A 14,113-nucleotide genomic window follows, 5' to 3' on the forward strand; every position below is an offset into this window, starting at 1 on the left:
GATTATTGCGCCGCCGGCGCCAGTTCGTTGTGGAATTCCTCGCGATAGGGCCGCGCGGTGGCCGGCAGTTCGCGCCTCAAGAAATAATCCTCGTTGCGCAGCTGGCGCAGGAAGGCCGGGATCATCTCGCGATAGCCAGACCAGATCGACGCATTCGGCGCCGGCAGGTCGTGCTTGATCATCGCATGCAGCTTCGGTAGCGCGTGGTAGGGCACCATCGGGAACATGTGATGTTCGACGTGATAGTTCATGTTCCAGTAGATGAAGCGGCTGATCGGGTTCATATAGACGGTGCGGCTGTTCAGCCGATGGTCGACCACATTGTCGGCAAGCCCGCCATGCTGCAGTAGGCCCGTCAGCACGTGATGCCAGGCGCCGTAGAGCCGCGGCAGGCCGATCAGCATCAGCGGCAGGATCGAACCCATGGCGATCGCGGCGGCGATCGTGGCGACATAGATCGCCAGCCAGATGCGGGCGATGCGGATCGCCTTCGGCTGCTCCATGTCAGGAATGAAGGTCTTTTCCGCCGCGCCGATGATGCCGGCGGCATTGCGCAGCATGTCGATCATCGCGTGCCAGACATCGAGGATGCCGAAGAAATTGAGAACCAGCCGGAAGAGGTCCGGCGGCCGCATGACGGCGATTTCGGGATCGCGGCCGACGATGACGGTATCGGTGTGGTGGCGAGTGTGGCTCCAGCGCCATGTCACCGGATTGCGCATGATCATGAAGCAGGCGATCTGATAGACGGCATCGTTCATCCAGCGCGTCTTGAAGGCAGTGCCGTGGCCGCATTCGTGCCAGCGGCTGTCGGAGGCCGAGCCGTAGAGCACGCCATAGGCTAGGAAGAAGGGCAGAGCGATCCACGAGCCCCAGAAATAGACGCCGAGCCCGGCCAGGACCAGCATGCTGCCGAGCCAGATGACCGTGTCACGGATAGCAGGCGTGTCGGAGCGCTGCATCAGCGCCTTCATCTCCTTGCGCGGAATATCCGTGTGGTACCATTGCGCTGCCGCCAGTCCCGTCTCGACGGCGGTGCGGCCGCTTTCGCCGAGCAGGTCGTAGTCACGCTTCTTGGTCTCGGTCGCCATTATCCGCCTCCCTAATGCTGTTGCCGGGAGAATAGGTTGACTTTGGGCGAGGCTCAATGCAGGCTTGATGTAATCTATCAAAAGCCATCAAGAGTGGCTCGCATCCATGAGCGAATCCATCAGGAAACACCATGCGCCGCCCCACCATCTCCGACCTTGCCCGCGCCTCGGGCGTCAGCGTCGCCACCGTCGACCGGGTGCTCAACGGTCGCCACCGCGTGCGCGAGGAAACGGCGCGACGGGTCTATGACGCAGCCCAGTCGATCGGCTACCATGCCGTCGGCCTCATCCGGCAACGGGTCTTCGAGGATTTGCCGCAATACAGGCTGGCGTTCCTGCTGCAAAAGCCAATGCAGCCCTTCTATCAGGCTTTCGCTCGCGAGATCGAAGTGGCGGCGCGCGCCGTGACCACCGCCCGTGTCCAGACCCAGATCGACTATCCCTCCGCTTCAACACCGGCGGCGATCGTCGAGAAGCTCAAGGCCCTCGGCGCCCGCAACCAGGCCATCGCTCTCGTCGCTCCAGACTATCCTGCGGTGACTGCGGCAATTGAGGAACTGAGGGAAAGAGACATTCCCGTCTTTTCGCTGCTTTCCGACTTCGCCTCAGGGGTGCGCAATGCCTATATTGGCGTCAACAACCGCAAGGTCGGCCGGACCGCCGCCTGGGTGATTGCCAAGACTGCCCGTGTGCCGGGTAAAGTCGCCTGTTTCGTCGGCAGTCACCGTTTTCACGGACATGAGCTGCGTGAGATCGGTTTTCGTTCCTATTTTCGTGAAAACGCGCCGGAATTCGACGTCATCGATACATTGATCAACCTAGATACCCCGGAGATCACCCATGAGGCGACGCTGACGCTGCTACAGAAGCATCCCGATCTCGTCGGCCTTTATGTCTGCGGCGGCGGCATGGAAGGCGCGATCTCGGCGATCCGTGAGGAGAATCTCGGCGGCAGGATCGTTCTCGTGGTCAACGAGCTGACGCCCGACAGCAAAGCCGGGCTTGCCGACGATATCGTCGCCATGGCGATCGGCACCCCCCTGCCCGCACTGTGCAAAGAGCTGATAGGGCTGATGACGAGTGCGATCGAAAACAGCGAAACGGCCGTTCCCGGCCAGTTCTTCCTGCCCTTCGATATCCATATTTCGGAGAATATCTGAGAAATGATGGAAATCTATCATTTCGGCTGAAATTCTTTCAGCAATGAGAGCGGGGGGGCAGCGATGCCCGATGGATTGCCGCAGGAATTCCGATAGAAATTCGCACGCTCATTCACGAGGAACTGCTCCGCTGATGTCGCGGAGACGAGGAGGATATATCCGTCATGACTTCGATCCGCTTTGCGCTCAACCATATGGCCGCGCCGTCGCTCGCAATCGATGATTTCTTCGCGCTGACAAAGTCGCTCGGCATCGATTCGGTCGAGATCCGCAACGACCTTTCCGGCAATGCGATTCTCGACGGCACCAAACCCGAAGCGATCAAGCAGGCTGCCGACCGCCACGGCCTGACGATCATTTCGATCAACGCCCTGCAGCGCTTCAACGAATGGAATGAAGCCCGCGCCAGGGAAGCGCAGGAACTGATCGATTATGCCAGCGCCTGCTCCGCCAAGGCGCTCGTCCTCGTTCCGAAGAACGACGGCACCGGCTGCGCCGATGGCGAAAGGCAGGCCAATCTGCGCCAGTCCTTGACGGCGTTGAAGCCGATGCTCGATAAAGCCGGCATTATCGGTCTCGTCGAGCCGCTCGGTTTCGAGATCTGCTCACTGCGCTCGAAGACCGAGGCGGCCGAGGCAATCAAGGAACTCGGCGCGCAATCGACCTTCAAGCTCGTCCACGACACCTTCCACCATCACCTTGCCGGCGAAGCCGCGACCTTCCCCGAACTGGCCGGTCTCGTCCACATTTCCGGCGTCACTGATCCCGCTGTTTCCGTTGCCGATATGCGCGATTCCCACCGCGTGCTCGTCGACGGTGACGACCGGCTGGACAATGCCGGGCAGATCAAGGCGCTGCTGCAGGCGGGTTATAAGGGTCCCTTCTCCTTCGAGCCCTTCGCAGCCGAAGTGCATGCGGTCAAGGACCCGGCCGGCGCGTTGCGCGCCAGCATGGATTATCTCTCCGCAAGGGTTTGAAGCCTAAGCAATGTCGCCTGACGATCGGCCGCCGGCGAGCGGCCGATCGTATCGATCTATTCGCGGCCTCTGAACCGGCGCTGATAGGTGGGGTCGTAGAGCGAGCTCTCGCGAAAATCCTCTGCCGCAAGCGACGGGCCGACGAAAATGATCGCCATGCGTTCGATCGGTTCGGCCGCAACCTTTGCCTCGATATTTGAGAGCGTGCCGCGCAGGACGCGCTCGTCCGGCCAGGAGGCCTTGACGACAATGGCGACCGGGCAGTCGGCGCCGTAAAGCGGCGTCAATTCCTCCACCACCTGCTTCAGCGCATGGATTGCCAGATGGATCGCCAGCGTGGCGCCTGTCGCGCCGAATTTCGCCAGCGTCTCATCGTTCGGCATCGGCGAAGCGCGGCCGGAAACGCGGGTGAGCACCAGGCTCTGGGCGACGGCCGGGATCGTCAGCTCGCGCCCGAGTGCCGAGGCAGCGGCGGCAAAGGCCGGAACACCTGGCGTCATCGTATAGGCAATGCCGTGTTTTTCAAGCCGGCGCACCTGCTCGGCGACCGCGCTCCAGACCGAGAGATCGCCGGAATGCAGCCTTGCGACGTCCTGGCCGGCTGCAGCGGCGCTCAGATATTCCGCCTCGATTTCGTCGAGCGACATCGGTGCGGTGTCGACGATCCGCGCATCCGCCGGGCAATATTGCAGCAATTCGGGGGAGACGATCGAGCCGGCATAAAGACAGACCGGGCACCGGGCGATGAGATCGCGGCCACGCACCGTGATCAGATCCGCAGCCCCCGGCCCCGCGCCGATGAAATGCACCGTCATTCCGTCATCCTTTCGTCCAGCACCACTGCGTCACCGGCATGGCCGGCCGCCAGCCGCTCATGCCGCCGATGGCGCCTGCGCGCGCTATTTCGATTCGCGTCAGCGAGCCGCCGCGTTTTGCGTGTTCTGAGAGCAGCACGGCCTCCATTTCGAGCGTCACGGCATTGGCGACGAGCCGCCCTCCCCGCTTCAGCGCCGCAGTCGCAGCATCGATAACGTTGGGCTCGCTGCCGCCGCCGCCGATGAAGATCGCGTCCGGTTCCGGCAAGCCCGCCAATGCGCCGGGTGCTGCGCCTTCGACGACGGCGAGATGCGGCACGCCGAAAGCGGATGCATTGCGGGCGATCCGCGCCGCCCGCTCCGACGATTGCTCGACGGCGATCGTCTTCAGCGACGGATCGGCGAGCATCCATTCGATGCCGATCGAGCCGGAACCGGCGCCGATGTCCCAGAGCAGTTGCCCGTGACGCGGCGCAAGCGCCGACACCGTCATCGCCCGGATTTCGCGTTTGGTGATCTGACCGTCATGTTCGAACAGCCCGTCCTCAAGGCCTGCGGCGAAAGACAGAATGCGCGCCCCCTCCCCTGCCGCGATTTGCAGGGCGCAGACGTTGAGGGAATCGATATCTGTGAGATCGAAATCGGCCGCGATCGCGTTTCTGCGCCGTTCCCGCGCGCCGCCGAGCGCCTCGAGAACGGTAAGCTGCGATTGACCGAAGCCATCGGTGGCCAGCAGGTTTGCCAGCGCGCGAGGCCCATTCTCGTCCGACGTCAGCGCAATGATGCGCCGCCTTGGGTGCAGATGCGGCCGGATCAGGTCGATCGGTCTGCCATGCAGCGAAATCGTCGCGACGTCCTGCAGCGGCCAGCCGAGGCACGAGGCGGCAAGGCTGAAGGCCGAGGGCGCGGGGATGGTGCGCATCTCGTCCACTGCCACATGGCGGGAGAGCGTTGCGCCGACGCCATAGAGAAACGGATCGCCGGAGGCGAGCACGACAACCGGAGTGCCGCGCCTGGCAAGGATGGCTTCGATCGAGCGCTCGAACGGGCTCTGCCAGGCAAAGGTCTCACCTGATATCAGCGGCGCCGCCAGCGCATGATGCCGTGCGCCGCCGAAGACAGCCGGTGCGCCGGCGATCAGCCTCCTCGCCTCCTCGCCCAGCCCTTCTGGACCATCTTCGCCGATGCCGATAATAGTCAGCCAGGGCGGATTGCCGGCAGGAGAGACATCAGCCATGGGACGACCTCGCATCCTGATCCTCGGCGGCACCAGCGAGGCGCGTCTGCTGGCCGAAGCGCTCGCGGCGCGTGACGATTGCGACGTTCTTCTGTCGCTGGCCGGTCGTACCGAAAAACCGGCCGCGCAGCCGGTTCCGGTTCGAATCGGTGGTTTCGGCGGGGCTGCGGCGCTGGCCGATTTCCTGAAGGCCGGCGGATATGATCTGCTGATCGACGCCACGCATCCCTTCGCCGAGCGCATTTCCACCAATGCCGCTCATGCTGCCGAGGCCATCGGCATAACCGCAATCGCTCTGCGCCGTCCCGAATGGCAGCGCCTGCCGGGCGATCATTGGCGGGACGTGCGGAGCATTCCGGCGGCCATCGAGGCACTTGGCCCCTCCCCCCGCCACGTCTTCCTGGCAACCGGTCGGCAGGGTGCGCATCATGCGGAAGCGGCAGCGCAGCATCACTATCTCGTCCGCAGCGTCGACCCCGTCGAGCCGCCGCTGACGCTTGCGAATGTCGATTATATCCTCGATCGCGGTCCGTTCACGCTGGAAGGCGAATTGGCTCTGCTGAGGCAACACCATATCGATGTCATCATTGCCAAGAACAGCGGCGGCGCCACCACCTATGCGAAAATCGAGGCAGCCCGCCTGCTCGGCATCGAGGTGATGATGGTCGCACGGGCTGAGGCGTCCGCGGTCAAGACGATCGAAACTGTCGAGGCGGCGCTGGCGGCGATCGATCACCTCTTTCCCTCCGCCATGAAACGCGGGGTATAGACGAGATCCGACCTGCCGGGCCGCGTGATGATCCGGGTTTCGGCCGAGCCGATGATGATGCAGGTCGCCATATCGGCGATCGAGGCATCAGCCTGGGATAGCGGCTGCACGGCAATACGTTCGTCCGGCCGCCCGGCCGCACGCCCGAAAATAACTGGTGTCGTTGCAGGCAGATGCGCCCGCAGCAGCTTGAAGGCCTCGCCGAGTTGCCAGGGCCGGGCCCGGCTGATCGGATTATAAAAGGCGATGACGAACCCGGCCTTGGCCGCCAATTCAAGACGGTTTTCTATTATATTCCAGGGCTTTAGATTGTCGGAGAGAGATATGGCGCAAAAGTCGTGACCAAGCGGCGCCCCCGCCCTTGCCGCCACTGCCAGCATGGCGGTGACGCCGGGCAGGATGGTGAGATCGACGGCGCGCCAGGCGGCCGGTCCGTTCTCGATCGCCTCGCAGACGGCCGCAGCCATGGCGAAGACACCGGGATCGCCGCCGGAGACGACGCAGACTTTGGCGCCATCCGCCGCCATCGACAGTGCCGCCCCTGCCCTGTCGAGCTCTTCGCGATTGTCCGAGACATGCCGTAGCTGATCATGTCGCAACTGCAGCCTGTCGAGATAGGGTCCATACCCGAAAAAATCAGTCGCAGCTTCGACAGCAGCCAATGCCTCCGGCGTCATCTGCTCGGGATTGCCGGGACCGGTGCCGATCACGAAAAGCGCGCCGCTCATCGGCTGCCCTCCCAGCCGGGAACCAGCACCAGCGAAAAATACGGCGCCTCGCCGTCAGCTCTGTCGGCAAGCTTTACCATGGCCGCATTCGCCATGGTGCCGCGTTCGACATAGACGGCTTCCGCAAGCCGGCCGGCGGCTTCGAGCGCCCGGCGGATCTTCGGCAGATTGCGGCCGACCTTCATGATGACGGCCGCTTGCGTATCGGCCAGGCGGCGCGTCAGCTCCGTCTCCGCCATCGTACCTGGCAGTACGGACAGCACGTCGTCCCCCTGCACGATCGGCATACCGGCTAACGACCAGCAGCCCGACATGGCGCTGATGCCGGGGATCACTTCCGTCGGGTAGCGCTGGGAAAGTCTGACATGCAGGTGCATATAGGATCCATAGAACAGCGGATCACCTTCGCTGAGCACGGCGACGGTCCGCCCGGCATCGAGATGGCCGGCGAGTGCCGCGGCAGATCGATCATAGAACCGGGTGATCAGGCTCTGGTAGCGTTCGTCGTTCTTGTCGATCTCGGTCGTCACGGGATAATAGAGCGGCAGCAGCTTCACGCCGGATTTCAGCAGCGGCTCGACGATCGCCTTGCCGTTGCCTCCCCTGCCCTCTTTGGCGAAATAGGCAATGACATCGGCGCCTTCGATGGCGCGGACGGCTTTGAGGGTCAGAAGCTCCGGATCGCCGGGACCCGTGCCGACGCCGATCAGACGGCCATGTTCCGTCATAGCCCCGGCCTCGCCAGCGCATTGAGCGCTGCAGCCGTCATGGCGCTGCCGCCAAGCCGGCCGCGCACAATGGCGAAGGGAACGCCGTAGGAATTCTCTGCCAGCGCGTCCTTCGATTCCGCCGCGCCGACGAAGCCAACGGGCATGCCGAGGATCGCAGCGGGTTTCGGAGCGCCGTCGCGCAGGAGCTCCAGCAGGTGGAACAGCGCCGTCGGCGCGTTGCCGATCGCGACGACACTTCCGCCGAGCCGGTCGAGCCACAGATGCATGGCGGCGGCCGAGCGCGTATTGCCGATCTCGCGCGCCAGCTCTGGCGTCGCCGGATCGCGCAGCGTGCAGAGCACCTCGTTCAGCGCCGGCAGCCGCGCCCGGGTGACACCATGGGAGACCATTTCCGCGTCGCAGAAGATGGGCGCCCCGGCCTTCAGCGCCTCGCGTGCGGCACCGACGAAATCGATCGAAAAGACGAAATGCTCCGCCGCTTCGATCAGCCCGCAGGCATGGATCATGCGGACGGCGATCTCGGCTTGATCTTCGGTGAAGCGCGAAAGATCGGCCTCGGCGCGGATGATCGCAAAGGAACGCTCGTAGATCGCGTCGCCGCTGCGGATATAATCGTAGTCTGGCATTCCTATCCCTGTCGCAGCGCCTTCGCAACGCCGGTTGCACCAAGCCGTTTAAGGCAGGCGGCGGTCGATTCGCCAGCGCCTCTGTTGTCTTCGATGAAGCGGGCGAGCCTCTCTATAGCGAAATCGATCCGTCCGCCAGCGATCCGTTCATCCGGCCGGTCCATTGCCAACCCGTTGAGGATGATATCGTAACCTTCAGACGTGCCGGTCAGCGTCAGCGCCGGACGCGGATGCGCGCAGCCCTTGGCGCAGCCGGAGAGATGCAGCATCAGCGAGCCGTCGAAAAGGTCGGGTGCCGCGACCAGAATGCGGCGCGCCAGCGTTCTGGTCTCGAAGAAGGCGGAGCCGCAGCCGCCGGCGCCGGCGCATGCGGCGATATGCTCGGCTTTCTCGCCGGATTGCGCGCTGAAGCCATAGCTGGCGGCCGCAGCCTCGATCGCCGGCACGCTCTCTGCCGGCAGGCCGAGGAAGAAGAAACCGCGGCCCGGCGCCAGCCGGATGGCCGTTGCGCCAGCGGCGTCGGCGAGAGCGAGCAGGGCGGTGAGGTCGGACGTCCGCGTCTGCCCGAAATCCGGCCGCACGCCGAGCACGGTTTTGCCCTCCGCCAATCGATGCAGGCCCGATAACGGCATCCTTGCCGAGCGGGACTGAATCGTTGGGATGACGGCCATGGCGGGAAAATGTGCTCGCAGAAGCGCCGGATCGATATCCCGTGTCCGACTGCCCGGCCCGAGCATTACCAGCAGGCTCAGGATTTCGCCGACGGCTGAGACGGCTGCCTCCGCAGACCCGACCGCGACCGGCGTTGCCGTCGCCCCGTGGCCATTGATGGCGACCAGCCATTGCGTCTGTGAAACCGCGACGACACGGATGTCGGCGGAAAGCGCCGACAAGCCGAAGACCCCACCGCCGTCGATGACGATCGACAGTTTCGGCGCAAGCCACGGCGAGGCGAGCTGTTCCTGTAGCCTGTTGCGCAACGGCAGTTCCACGGCGGCCGGATCGCTCACCTCTTCCGGGTCGATGCCGTGCAGCGGCGAGAGCTCAATTGCCGGTCCGTCCGGCACGCTGATGCCTGCGGCATCGATATCGGCGGCGAGCTGTGCGACCGTCTCGGCCCGCAGCCCGCGGATCTGCAGATTACCGCGCGCGGTGATCTCGAGAATGCCGTTTCCATGCGCCGCAGCCGAGCGGGCAAGTGCGGCGAGTTGCGGCAGCGTCAAGGCGCCGCCGGCCGGACGCAGCCGCACGAGCAGGCCGTCGCCGGTCGGCATCGGTGCGGCAAGGGCGGGGCAGGCGCCGCGGGCGCGCCTCTTCGCCGCCGCGCGGTCATGACTGTCCGTCGCCTCTCCGTTGTCGATCGTCCTGGCGGTTTCCATGCCCATTCTCAATCCTCTGTCCGTTTCTTACATGATCGCGGCGGGCGGGGCAAAACATGCTGGAAAGGGTCGATCGGCTATTCCTCGAAATCCCGCCCCTTGCGCAGGAGATAGATGTCCATGATCCAGCCATGCCGTTGCCGGGCCTCGCGCCTGAGTGTCAGAATATCGGTCGCGACATCGCCGAGCCGCCCTGATCGGACGATCTCGTTCTCGGTGCCGAGATAGGCGCCCCAGAAGATCTCGGCGTCGGGATCGTCGATCCTGGCAAAAGCCTGTTCGCCGTCGAGCATGACGACGGTCGTTGGCGCCTGGAGTCCCTCCCGCGCCAGCCTGCGTCCAGTGGTGATCTCGATCGGCTTGCCAACGAGATTGATCGGGATATTGTGGCTGGCCGCCAGGGCCTGGATGCTGGTGATGCCGGGAACGACCTGGTAGTCGAACTCGAGGCCAGCTTGCTGCCGCACCCGCTCGATGATGCGGATCGTGCTGTCGTAGAGACTGGGGTCGCCCCAGACGAGGAAGGCGCCGCTGCCATCCTCGGGGAGACCTGAGATCAGCTCTTCATAGATATGGGCGATTTCGCCATGCCAGGCGTCGACGCTTTGCCCGTAGCTTCTCTCCGCCGTCTGTCGCTGTGGCACCTCGAATTCTAGAATCCGGACGCCCGGCCGGGCAATATACCGTTGGCAGATCTCTCGGCGGACCTCGGCAAGCTCCTCCTTGACCGCACCCTTGAGCGGCAGGAAGATCACGTCGGCGGCGTTCATCGCATTGATTGCCTGTATGGTGACGTGCTCCGGATTGCCCGTGCCGATGCCGATGATATGGATGTGCTTCACGCCGATACTCCCATGATTCCTGGCGGTCTTGCCGAAAAAGCCGGGTCGCCGCAAGGGCAGAGCAGCGAGTTGGCCGCGGCCAACTGGATCCACAGGAGGCTCCGGCCCCTATTGTTGCCGCAGATACCGAATCGTGTCATTTTCGATACGCTTTTTGACGCTAAGTTGACAGAAAAGCGCATCGAAAAGGATTGGGTGTTTTGGACAACATTAGCGTATCGACGACAGATGTGCGGATCGAGCGGCATGCGAACCAGCTTTCGCGGCAATTGAAGCTGCTGCGCGACAAGCTGTTTCCGCCGCTTTCGCAGAAGACGCTGCGCACATTCTCCTCCGGCGAGGCCGCACAGATGATCGGCGTTTCCGACGGCTATCTTCGCCAGCTTTCGCTGGATGGCAAGGGGCCGCAGCCGGAACTTTCCCCGAACGGCAGGCGCTCCTATACGCTCGGCCAGATCAATGAATTGCGCCATTATATGGCGAAGCTGAAGCCGAAGGATGCGCTCAGCTATCTCCCGTGGCGGCGTCCCGGCGAGAAGCTGCAGACGGTCGCCGTAACCAATTTCAAGGGCGGTTCGGCCAAGACGACGACGACCCTCTATCTGGCGCAGTATCTGGCGCTGGCTGGTTATCGGGTGCTTGCCATTGATCTCGATCCGCAGGCTTCGCTCTCCTCCATGCTCGGCGTGCAGCCCGAATTCGATCTCTCCGACGGCGATACGCTCTATGGCGCAATTCGCTACGATGCCGGACGCAAGCCGCTGAAGGAGATTGTCCGCAAGACCTATTTCGACGGGCTCGATCTGGTGCCGGGCAATCTGGAACTGATGGAGTTCGAGCACGAGACCCCGCGGGCGCTTACTGATCGGCAGAAGCCGGCCGAGCTGTTCTTCCGCCGGGTCGGCGTGGCGATTGCCGAGGTCGAGGCCGATTACGACGTGGTGGTGATCGATTGCCCGCCGCAGCTCGGTTATCTCACCCTCGGGGCCGTCTGCGCCGCCACATCGCTGCTCATCACCATCCATCCGCAGATGGTCGACGTCGCGTCCATGTCGCAGTTCCTGCTGATGACCTCGGATCTGCTCTCCGTCGTGCGCAAGGCCGGCGGCGACCTGCAGCACGACTTCATCAAATATGTCGTCACCCGTCACGAACCGTTCGATGCACCGCAGTCGCAGATTGTTGCGCTGTTGCGCAGCCTGTTCGGCGACGACGTGTTGACGGCGACCATTCTCAAGTCGACGGCAATCGCGGATGCCGGCCTGACCAAGCAGACGCTCTTCGAAATCGAGAAGGGGCAAGTGCGCCGCTCGACCTACGATCGGGCGCTGGAATCGGTCAATGCCGCCAACAGCGAGGTTCTTGCCGGCATTCACAAAGCCTGGGGCAGGACATGAGCAGACGCGATCGCCTTAAAGGTCTTTTCGACGATACGGCGCAGGAGTTGGCCGCGGCCAACTACGAAGAGTCGTCGTCGCGCGGAGCGGCCGGGCCGGTCCGGACGATGGCGCTGACCCTCGGGCGCATGGAGGAAGAGAGCAGGGCGATGCAGGAGGCCCTGCTTTCCGGCGAACGTATTGTCGAGCTCGATCCGGATCTGATCGATTCCTCCTTCGTGCGTGACCGGCTTGCCGACCAGCCGCTCGATATGGAAGACGAGCTGGTGCAGTCGATTGCCGAGAACGGCCAGGAAGTACCGGTTCTCGTCCGCCGCCATCCAGATGACGAGGCGCGCTACCAGATCGCCTACGGCCATCGACGCCTCCAGGCCGTGAGGCTGCTTGGACGCAAGGTGCAGGCGATCGTCCGCCAGCTCGATGATACCGATGTCGTCATCGCGCAGGGTATCGAGAACTCGGCGCGCCGCAACCTTTCCTATATTGAACGCGCCGTCTTTGCCTTCAATCTCGAGCTCAAGGGGTTTGAGCGCCCCGTCATCATGAAGGCGCTATCGACCGACAAGACGGAGCTATCGAAGCTGTTATCCGTTGCAAAGGCCATCCCGGCCGAGATCGTCCGCTCCGTGGGAGCGGCACCCGGCATCGGACGGCGTAAATGGATGGCGCTTGCCCAGGATTGGAACGGGATAACGGCGGCGCGGCTTGCGAAGCTGATCGCCTCGGAACGCTTCATGTCGGAAGAGAGCGACCGCCGTTTCGAACTTTTGGTTGCCGAACTTGCCCGCAAAGAGGCGAAGCCGGAGCCCACGGAATACGACTGGAAGCCGAAGAGCGGCGGCAAGATTGCCGGCCGAATCAAGAGCGCCGGTAATTCCTTCACGATCGCGTTGAAAACCGGCGATGCGCCGGATTTCGGCGCTTACATTTCACGCCGTCTCGATGAGCTTTACGAAGCCTATCGGGCCGGCAAGTTGCAAGCAGGAGAGTAGGCCGCAAAAGAAAAAAGCCTCCGAACGTTGCCGTCGCGGAAGCCTTTCTCATATCTGGACAATCTGAGAATCGCACTTCCTCGAATCGCTGTCAAGCATCTTCGGCATCCTTTTGGATGGTGAGATTTCTTTTGCCTTAAAAAAGGTGAGGGATATGGAGCCTCAATATGTATCGACGCCCTTTGGGCGGCGATCGATGACGCTTGGCATGCTGGCAAGCCAGGAAAGCGCCAGCAAGGTCGACCCGGATGCATCGGTCGACAAGTGGAAGATCTTCCGCTCGCTCTGCGAGGCAAAGGATATGATCGGCGTATCCGATCGTGCGCTTGCCGTTCTCAACGCGCTGCTGACCTTCTACCCGAAGAACGAGATTGCCGAGGCCAATGGTTTCGTCGTTTTTCCGTCGAATGAGCAGCTTTCGCTGCGCACGCATGGCATGGCCGGGACGACGCTGCGACGGAACCTGGCGATGCTGGTGGAAGCCGGCCTGATCATTCGGCGCGACAGCCCGAACGGCAAACGGTTTGCCCGCCGCAATGGCGAGGGTAAGCTTGGCGAGGCCTTTGGCTTCAGCCTGGCGCCCCTTCTAGCGCGCGCCGGCGAGATCGAAGCGCAGGCGGCGCAGGTGATGGCCGACAGGCTGGAATGGAAGCGTCTGCGGGAGCGCCTGACGCTCTGCCGGCGTGATATCGCCAAACTGATCGAGATCGCGCTGGAAGAGGAAATAGCGGGCGAATGGATGGAGATGCAGAAGCACTTCAATCTGCTTTCGGCCAGCCTGCCGCGTCGTCCGTCGGCGGCGGAGATGAGGAGCCTCTTGACTGATCTCGAAGCGTTCCGCGAGATGATCATCAAGACGCTGGAATCGAAAACGAAAACAGAAAAAACAGACGCCAATGACAGCCAAAACGGTCGGCACATACATAATTCAAACCCACACCCCACATCTGAACTTGAACCAAGCTTCGAAACGAAGCAGGGCGCGAAGCCGGAGGAAGAACAGCGGACGTGGCGGGAGCCGCCAAAGTCCTTTCCGCTCGCCATGGTGCTGCAGGCCTGCCCCGAGATCGCCGCTTATGGGCCGGGCGGCGGGATCGGCAGCTGGCGGGATCTGATGGCCGCGGCCGTCATCGTCCGCTCGACGTTGGGCGTCAGCCCGAGCGCCTATCAGCTGGCCTGCGATATCATGGGGCCGGAAAACGCCGCCACGGTGATCGCCTGCATTCTGGAACGGGGCGGCCATATCAACTCGGCTGGCGGCTATCTGCGCGATCTGACCCGGCGGGCGGAGCGCGGCGAATTCTCGATCGGGCCGATGCTGATGGCGTTGATGCGGGCAAATGGTCCGCTGGCGAGGCGAACCGGCTGA

Annotated in this window: 14 protein-coding genes; 6 read left to right on the forward strand and 8 right to left on the reverse strand. The window is 63.2% G+C overall.

Features of this window, described 5'->3' with window-relative positions:
• Positions 1-2 precede the first annotated feature (2 nt).
• On the reverse strand, positions 3-1,091 hold the full coding sequence (locus AMC88_RS25220; protein WP_064826288.1) for a fatty acid desaturase family protein: 1,089 nt from the start codon (positions 1,089-1,091) through the stop codon (positions 3-5).
• Between the two features lie 131 nt (positions 1,092-1,222).
• Here AMC88_RS25220 and AMC88_RS25225 point away from each other — a divergent pair, with 131 nt between their 5' ends.
• Together AMC88_RS25225 and AMC88_RS25230 are read left to right on the forward strand one after the other, a co-directional pair.
• A complete protein-coding gene (locus AMC88_RS25225; protein ID WP_010007774.1) occupies positions 1,223-2,251 on the forward strand; it encodes a LacI family DNA-binding transcriptional regulator in 1,029 nt (342 codons plus the stop codon).
• Positions 2,252-2,415: 164 nt separating this feature from the next.
• Positions 2,416-3,228: a TIM barrel protein gene (locus AMC88_RS25230; protein ID WP_064826289.1), complete on the forward strand. Its 813-nt coding sequence runs from the start codon at positions 2,416-2,418 to the stop codon at positions 3,226-3,228.
• 56 nt (positions 3,229-3,284) lie between these two features.
• On the opposite strand, the gene cobM is transcribed toward AMC88_RS25230, so the two are convergent.
• Complete coding sequence (gene cobM / locus AMC88_RS25235; protein ID WP_010012911.1) at positions 3,285-4,043, reverse strand: precorrin-4 C(11)-methyltransferase; 759 nt, start codon at positions 4,041-4,043, stop codon at positions 3,285-3,287.
• Positions 4,044-4,047: 4 nt separating this feature from the next.
• Positions 4,048-5,280, reverse strand: a complete 1,233-nt coding sequence (locus AMC88_RS25240) for a bifunctional cobalt-precorrin-7 (C(5))-methyltransferase/cobalt-precorrin-6B (C(15))-methyltransferase (RefSeq protein WP_064819972.1) — start codon at positions 5,278-5,280, stop codon at positions 4,048-4,050.
• On the opposite strand from AMC88_RS25240, the gene AMC88_RS25245 reads away from it, so the two are divergent.
• Positions 5,279-6,049: a cobalt-precorrin-6A reductase gene (locus AMC88_RS25245; RefSeq protein ID WP_064819973.1), complete on the forward strand. Its 771-nt coding sequence runs from the start codon at positions 5,279-5,281 to the stop codon at positions 6,047-6,049. The genes AMC88_RS25240 and AMC88_RS25245 overlap by 2 nt on opposite strands.
• On the opposite strand, the gene AMC88_RS25250 is transcribed toward AMC88_RS25245, so the two are convergent.
• The 5 genes from AMC88_RS25250 to cobF all read right to left on the reverse strand — a co-directional run bounded on the left by AMC88_RS25250 (position 6,013) and on the right by cobF (position 10,355).
• Entirely contained in the window at positions 6,013-6,777 is a 765-nt protein-coding gene (locus tag AMC88_RS25250) for a precorrin-3B C(17)-methyltransferase (protein ID WP_064826290.1), read from the reverse strand. The two genes, AMC88_RS25245 and AMC88_RS25250, sit on opposite strands and share 37 nt — an antisense overlap.
• On the reverse strand, positions 6,774-7,505 hold the full coding sequence (locus tag AMC88_RS25255) for a precorrin-2 C(20)-methyltransferase (RefSeq protein WP_012490743.1): 732 nt from the start codon (positions 7,503-7,505) through the stop codon (positions 6,774-6,776). The genes AMC88_RS25250 and AMC88_RS25255 overlap by 4 nt, the downstream gene beginning before the upstream one ends.
• The gene (locus AMC88_RS25260) at positions 7,502-8,134 is read right to left on the reverse strand and encodes a precorrin-8X methylmutase (protein WP_012490744.1); all 633 of its coding nucleotides are present in this window, start codon (positions 8,132-8,134) and stop codon (positions 7,502-7,504) included. Before AMC88_RS25260 ends, AMC88_RS25255 begins: the two co-directional genes overlap by 4 nt.
• 2 nt (positions 8,135-8,136) lie before the next feature.
• Entirely contained in the window at positions 8,137-9,519 is a 1,383-nt protein-coding gene (gene cobG / locus AMC88_RS25265) for a precorrin-3B synthase (protein WP_012490745.1), read from the reverse strand.
• A gap of 71 nt (positions 9,520-9,590) precedes the next feature.
• A complete protein-coding gene (gene cobF, locus AMC88_RS25270) occupies positions 9,591-10,355 on the reverse strand; it encodes a precorrin-6A synthase (deacetylating) (RefSeq protein ID WP_012490746.1) in 765 nt (254 codons plus the stop codon).
• A gap of 200 nt (positions 10,356-10,555) precedes the next feature.
• Here cobF and repA point away from each other — a divergent pair, with 200 nt between their 5' ends.
• The 3 genes from repA (at position 10,556) to repC (ending at position 14,113) form a co-directional block, all read left to right on the forward strand.
• Positions 10,556-11,752 (forward strand): plasmid partitioning protein RepA, encoded by a 1,197-nt coding sequence (repA, locus tag AMC88_RS25275; RefSeq protein ID WP_004675963.1) that lies wholly within the window; start codon positions 10,556-10,558, stop codon positions 11,750-11,752.
• On the forward strand, positions 11,749-12,744 hold the full coding sequence (gene repB, locus AMC88_RS25280) for a plasmid partitioning protein RepB (protein ID WP_064826291.1): 996 nt from the start codon (positions 11,749-11,751) through the stop codon (positions 12,742-12,744). Before repA ends, repB begins: the two co-directional genes overlap by 4 nt.
• A gap of 154 nt (positions 12,745-12,898) precedes the next feature.
• Positions 12,899-14,113: a plasmid replication protein RepC gene (gene repC, locus AMC88_RS25285; protein ID WP_064826292.1), complete on the forward strand. Its 1,215-nt coding sequence runs from the start codon at positions 12,899-12,901 to the stop codon at positions 14,111-14,113.

This window comes from Rhizobium phaseoli (genome assembly GCF_001664385.1).
GTDB classification, from domain to species: domain Bacteria; phylum Pseudomonadota; class Alphaproteobacteria; order Rhizobiales; family Rhizobiaceae; genus Rhizobium; species Rhizobium phaseoli.

Bases quoted from the DNA above. Each gene is read 5' to 3' on its own strand.
- AMC88_RS25220 (WP_064826288.1), bottom strand. From the start codon at position 1,091: ATGGCGACCGAGACCAAGAAGCGTGACTACGACCTGCTCGGCGAAAGC.
- AMC88_RS25225 (WP_010007774.1), top strand. From the start codon at position 1,223: ATGCGCCGCCCCACCATCTCCGACCTTGCCCGCGCCTCGGGCGTCAGC.
- AMC88_RS25230 (WP_064826289.1), top strand. From the start codon at position 2,416: ATGACTTCGATCCGCTTTGCGCTCAACCATATGGCCGCGCCGTCGCTC.
- cobM (WP_010012911.1), bottom strand. From the start codon at position 4,043: ATGACGGTGCATTTCATCGGCGCGGGGCCGGGGGCTGCGGATCTGATC.
- AMC88_RS25245 (WP_064819973.1), top strand. From the start codon at position 5,279: ATGGGACGACCTCGCATCCTGATCCTCGGCGGCACCAGCGAGGCGCGT.
- AMC88_RS25240 (WP_064819972.1), bottom strand. From the start codon at position 5,280: ATGGCTGATGTCTCTCCTGCCGGCAATCCGCCCTGGCTGACTATTATC.
- AMC88_RS25250 (WP_064826290.1), bottom strand. From the start codon at position 6,777: ATGAGCGGCGCGCTTTTCGTGATCGGCACCGGTCCCGGCAATCCCGAG.
- AMC88_RS25255 (WP_012490743.1), bottom strand. From the start codon at position 7,505: ATGACGGAACATGGCCGTCTGATCGGCGTCGGCACGGGTCCCGGCGAT.
- AMC88_RS25260 (WP_012490744.1), bottom strand. From the start codon at position 8,134: ATGCCAGACTACGATTATATCCGCAGCGGCGACGCGATCTACGAGCGT.
- cobG (WP_012490745.1), bottom strand. From the start codon at position 9,519: ATGGGCATGGAAACCGCCAGGACGATCGACAACGGAGAGGCGACGGAC.
- repB (WP_064826291.1), top strand. From the start codon at position 11,749: ATGAGCAGACGCGATCGCCTTAAAGGTCTTTTCGACGATACGGCGCAG.
- repC (WP_064826292.1), top strand. From the start codon at position 12,899: ATGGAGCCTCAATATGTATCGACGCCCTTTGGGCGGCGATCGATGACG.